Raw genomic sequence first — 5,140 nt, forward strand, 5'->3', positions numbered from 1 at the left:
AGAAGAGATAACCCTGGCCGTAGTTGTAGTTCAGCCCTAGCATGAGGTCGCGTTGGGCGGTGTGCTCAATGCCTTCGGCCACCATGTCAAAGTTAATGCCTTCTGAGAGAGCGGCGATCGCCCGGCAGATCGCCACTTTCTTTAAGTTTTGAGCGTTGGCAGGAATAAAGTAGCGATCGACTTTGACCTCATCGAAGCGAAACTGCAAGAGCTGGGCCAGCCCCGACTGACCCATGCCAAAGTCATCGACCTTGAGCCGCAGCGACATATCGCGCAGGTCTTGCAGGCTTTTCAGGTAGCGCTCCAGGTTGTTGTAGATACCCCGCTCCGTGATTTCAATACCGAAATGGTTGCTGGTAATGCCCGCCCCGGCCACTCGCTGCATGATGCGGTCTAAGAAGTCGTCGTCTTCTAGCTCCAGGGGGCTGATGTTGATGGAGAGATTAAACTGGGGGGCTACCTCTTGCCACTGAGCCAGCTGCTCTAGGGCATGGCAGAGCACCCAGTCGCTAATTCGGTGTACTAGCCCCGTCGCCTCAGCCACCGGGATAAACTCTGACGGCGATACCCGCCCCAGTTGAGCTGAATCCCACCGGATCAGGGCTTCGGCCCCAACAATCGCGCCGGTTTGCATGTGGCAGATGGGCTGGTAGGCGAGCCAAAACTCCAGCTCGCTGCTGCGCTGCTCCAGGTAGGCTTCGAGGGTAATTTGGCGCAGCCGCCGCCGGGCCAGAGCGCTGTTCCATACCCGAATGCGGTGCTGGGGCAGGTTCGATCGCCGGTTGCGTTTGGCTTCCCGCAGAGCGGTTTCGGCGGCCTGTAGCAGCCGGTTGATCGGGGCATCTTCCTGAAACGCGTCGATGGTGCCGCTGGCGACGCCAATGGAGGCGCTGATGCTGGCCCCCTCGACCTCGATGGCGAGAATATCGCTCAGCACATTTTCGGCGATCGCAGTCGGGGTGGGGCATGGTTCAGTAGCATCGGCTTCGGGGGCGGACAGCAGCAGCAAAAATTCGTCGCCGCCGCTGCGTAACGCAATGCCGTCGTAGCGCTGGGCCTGGTCTTGCAGCACCTCAGCAACGGCCCTCAGCAGCTCATCCCCTAAAAAGTGGCCTCGCTGGTCGTTGATCAGCTTAAAGCGATCGAGGTCAATGAAAAGGCAAACGTCCCAGTTCTCCAGCTCCATCTCCAGCACCCGGCGGTTGTAAAGCCCGGTCAGCGGATCGTGGATAATGCCGCTGACCTCGGCAAACGTCATATAGAGCAGCTGGGGCGACAGGGGAGTCACCAGAGTCATGTACCAGCCGGAAATCTCGCCCTTGTACTGGTACTCCAGTCGGTTGGGTTCGTCAGAGTCGAGGGCCGCAAAGTAGAGGTCGATCAACGGCACCTCGTAGGGGTAGACCCGCTGGCGGTGAAAGGGCATTTTTTCGCAAAGGCGATCGCCCGGCTTGAGCAATTTTTGGGTGATTGCGGTAGCAGCAGGGTTGAGCTTGAGCACCCTGAGGTCGTCGCCCGTACGCTCGCACAGCACCTTCCCGGTCAGGGCCTGCTCCCAGGTAGCCTCTAGCAAACTAAAGGTTTCGCCCAGGTAGCGCAGGCGAGTTTGACTGCGCAATAAGACCACCACTGCTGCCCACGATACCCCCGCCGTTACCCAATGCCAGGGGGTACTGTGCAGGTGCAGGGCGCTTAGGGTATGCCCCACGCCGCAGCTGAAGACAAATAGGCTCATCAACAGCAGGTTGAGCCAAACGTCGCGCTTGCTGGTCCGCAGCACCGGCAGCAGCGTCAGAGGAATAATAAAATATGCCGCTGCGATCGCCCCATTGGCAGCAATCTCCATATCTGACTCGCTCCTACAACAATGCCCCTGCCTGCGTTTAAGTAGGCAAGCGCAATTAAATATAAGTCGATGTAGGTTGGGGTTGAGGCACGAAACCCAACGCCCGTATGGGTTACGCTGTCGCTAACCCATCCTACATTTGAATTGGCCTAGCCACTTAGCCTAGGCCTGAGATAGGCCAATCAGGCATAAACGTTTAATTATCAACTGCTAATGATTTGATCAGTACCGGAAAATCACCAATTTAGACAGTCGGCTCATTCAGCCAGGCTGGCTGCTGCAACGTGCAACGCCCTATTGCGAAGCACAACAAAGTTTATCGGGGCGTAAAGGTTCAGCTAGAACAGTAGCCGTTAAGTTAGTCTTCTCAGAAAATGGTGAGATGCGCCTGCAACTTCAGCCGTTTGGCCTAGGTTGCCCGAGCCTTTCGTTACAAAGGACAATTGCTATGACAACTCCCCAAGAAGTATTTGAGCACCTGAAGCAGCTCGAAGAAGTCGATACAGTCCAAAGTGCCCAATACCGCGAAGAGGCCCAGCAGGTGCTCGCCGACGACACCATTAGTCTTAAATGGCGGCGCGCGATCGCCGATCGCCTCAACCAGGCCAACCACGACCTGGCCCTGCACACCGTCACCACCGACGAGAGCTACTAACCCAGGGTTAATCACCTACCCCTTCACCGTTCCGGGACATCACGCAGTGCAGCCCGACGAGTAACCACCAACGAGTGGCTGCTCGTCGGGCTGCGTATTTAACGACAGAGGCCCCTGAAGTTACAATCAGAACCTAACAAAACTAGTCCTGACGCCGGGTTCCACTGCGTTTCGCCCAACATACTTCTAAAAGCTTGTCTAAAGGCTTGTCAGTCAACCAGGAGACATCCGGTTTACCTGTGCTTTATGTGTTTAATATATGTATCTGTTGCTTGTATTCTCGCTCTTGTCTCCCTAAAGATTGAGCATGTCCTTACTAGCCCCCAAAAGCCATGACCATTGCTTTGCTAGGCGATAGTTTACTAGATACTGGAAACTTGACCAATGTCTTGGCTCCCTTTGGGATCGTTCCATTTCCTGATCTGCCATTTCCTGATCCTCCCTATAGCGGTGGCAAAGCGTCAAATGGTTTGGTGCTCGGCGAAGCCGTGATAGCTGAGTTGGGTATTGATCCCGACTCCTTAACGCTTGGCGTTAGATTGCCAACCACTCCGCCTGCGCTCAACCCGTTAACAGAAAATATCAACTACGCTGTTGCTGGCGCTACGACGGGAGTATTTGGCGCAGAAGGTAATGGCTTAGCTATGTTTCCGGTTGGTGTGCAATCTCAAATTGCATTGTTTGCCCAAGATCTGACCTCTGTAGGAATTCCCGAGGCTAAGACCGAAAAGCCAGACATTCTTTTTAGCGCTGGCAGCAACGATGTATTTGAGGTGCTAGTCGATATAAACAGTTTTGCCAGCATCCTTTTGACGCCTGACAAAAACGACGACAATGCCCTAAAAAATGATCTAGCTACGCAGGTTGTAGACAATATATATGTCGCAATTGCCAGCCTGGAGAACTATGTAGATGACATTGTTATCCTTGGCTTGTCAAGACTAGGAGATTCACCCTTTTCTATTCAAGCCGATGGCGCAGTTGATGCGCTGCTGCCAGGAGATTATGCGGGCCAGACTCGAGCATTTTTAACTGACGTGGCCGCCGAAATTAATACCCGATTGAGCGCCACGTATGATGGCCAAGATCTTAGGGAAAATGGCTTTTTGTTTGATGATGTCGCCCAAATCATTTCCGACAATGCTGCCCAAGTGCTCAACGATCTAGAAGACTTCTCGACGCGGGCTGTAACGTTCGGCTCTTCTTTACTGGTGGGGACAGATTTTTCGATGGCGTTTGATGGCCTTGTTGATGATTTTCTGGGCAGCAATGTCTTTGGTCAGGTCAATGATTTTCTCGTGGGCCTTTTGGATGATATCGGTGATTATTTCCCAGGTCAGCAGGGTGGTTTCGACCCTGTAGAAAACGTTATGGTGATTGATGGAATTGACGTCTTTGAAGATGGTCTGGTGGTTTGGCAAGAGTCAGTAATCAATGCAGGGCTAGTTCCAATTACAGAAATTTCTTACTTGGATTACTTAACTCAAGTCACAGGTTTGCCAGATAACCTGGATTCACGATCGTTTGCGTTTACCGATGGCTCCCATCCTACGTCTAATCTCAATCAGTTTATAGCCGCCCAAATTGCGCCTCAAATTCAAGCCGAGTTCCCTGACTTTGGTATGGGTTGAGAGTGGTCGAGAGGCTTAATGCTTGGGCTGGCTCAGCACCACGTTGATGCCCAACAAAATTAGCCCCATGCTAGCGACCATGGTGACCGTCAGTGGCTCTCGAAAAAACAGCCAGGCCAGGCCCGCTACAAAAATGGGCACCAGGCTGTAGACCGTGCTGGCGGTGCGGGTGGGGCCAATGCGCTGAATGCTGAGGTTAAACAACAAATAGGCAACGCCTGAAGCGGCGACGCCCATGTACACGATCGCCAGCAGCGATGTCAGCGATAGGGTTGCCAGCTGCCGCCACCAGCCTTCGAGGCTGGCCAGCACCAGCAGTTGCCCCACCCCAGCCACAGCGGCATAAAAGGTAATCGTCAGCCCCGAGTAGCGCTGGCTGAGCTGTTTGATCATCAACGAATACACCACCCAGCACAGTACGGCGCACAGCATGAGCACATCGCCTCGATTTAGCTCAAGGGTCAGTAGCGTGGTTAGATTTCCTCGGGTCAGCAGCGTTAGCACCCCCAGTAGAGCTAGCCCAATGCCACCGTACTGGCGGCGGGTCAGCCGTTCGCCAATGAACAGAGCCGCCATTGTCCCTGTCACCACCGGGTTGAAGGCGTTGATGATGGCGGTGTTGGCGGTCGCCGTGTAGCGCAGGCTGATAAAGAAAAAGTAGTGGTACCCCACGACGCCAAAGGTACCCAACAATCCCATCGCCAGCCAGTCCGATCGCGCCACGGTGAGCGCCTTGATAGACTGTGGCCGCCCATAAATAAACAACCCCAGCACCCCCATTGCAATGACGTAGCGCAGCAGAGAGGTGGTTAATGGCCCCAGCTCAACGGTGGTGTATTTCCCCGCAATGAAGCTGCCCGCAAACAGAAAGCTGGTGAGCACTGGCAGCAACACTTTGGGGCTGGGCAAAGAGGCCATAGCGATTGTCTACAAGAATTAAAACGTTTAAGGCGAAGCATTCTTCAGCCTGATTCTGACAGCGATCGCACCAATTTCGCCCTTTTACCC

At 54.0% G+C, this 5,140-nt stretch carries 4 protein-coding genes; 2 read left to right on the plus strand and 2 right to left on the minus strand.

All coding sequences use genetic code 11. The annotated features are described in order from the left end of the window. The coding region (locus IQ273_RS30020) for a bifunctional diguanylate cyclase/phosphodiesterase (RefSeq protein ID WP_194026764.1) at positions 1-1,846 on the minus strand (1,846 nt) is incomplete at its 3' end. 448 nt (positions 1,847-2,294) lie between these two features. Here IQ273_RS30020 and IQ273_RS30025 point away from each other — a divergent pair. Further along, the gene (locus IQ273_RS30025; RefSeq protein ID WP_194026765.1) at positions 2,295-2,501 is read left to right on the plus strand and encodes a hypothetical protein; all 207 of its coding nucleotides are present in this window, start codon (positions 2,295-2,297) and stop codon (positions 2,499-2,501) included. Positions 2,502-2,833: 332 nt separating this feature from the next. Continuing rightward, positions 2,834-4,132 carry an SGNH/GDSL hydrolase family protein gene (locus IQ273_RS30030; protein ID WP_194026766.1) on the plus strand — a complete coding sequence of 433 codons (1,299 nt, stop codon included), beginning with the start codon at positions 2,834-2,836 and terminating at the stop codon, positions 4,130-4,132. Between the two features lie 15 nt (positions 4,133-4,147). Here IQ273_RS30030 and IQ273_RS30035 read toward each other — a convergent pair whose 3' ends face one another. Next, positions 4,148-5,050: a DMT family transporter gene (locus tag IQ273_RS30035; protein WP_194026767.1), complete on the minus strand. Its 903-nt coding sequence runs from the start codon at positions 5,048-5,050 to the stop codon at positions 4,148-4,150. Positions 5,051-5,140 lie beyond the last annotated feature (90 nt).

The sequence above is a fragment of the Nodosilinea sp. LEGE 07298 genome, from assembly GCF_015207265.1.
Lineage (GTDB): Bacteria > Cyanobacteriota > Cyanobacteriia > Phormidesmidales > Phormidesmidaceae > Nodosilinea.

Bases quoted from the DNA above. Each gene is read 5' to 3' on its own strand.
- IQ273_RS30030 (WP_194026766.1), top strand. From the start codon at position 2,834: ATGACCATTGCTTTGCTAGGCGATAGTTTACTAGATACTGGAAACTTG.
- IQ273_RS30025 (WP_194026765.1), top strand. From the start codon at position 2,295: ATGACAACTCCCCAAGAAGTATTTGAGCACCTGAAGCAGCTCGAAGAA.
- IQ273_RS30035 (WP_194026767.1), bottom strand. From the start codon at position 5,050: ATGGCCTCTTTGCCCAGCCCCAAAGTGTTGCTGCCAGTGCTCACCAGC.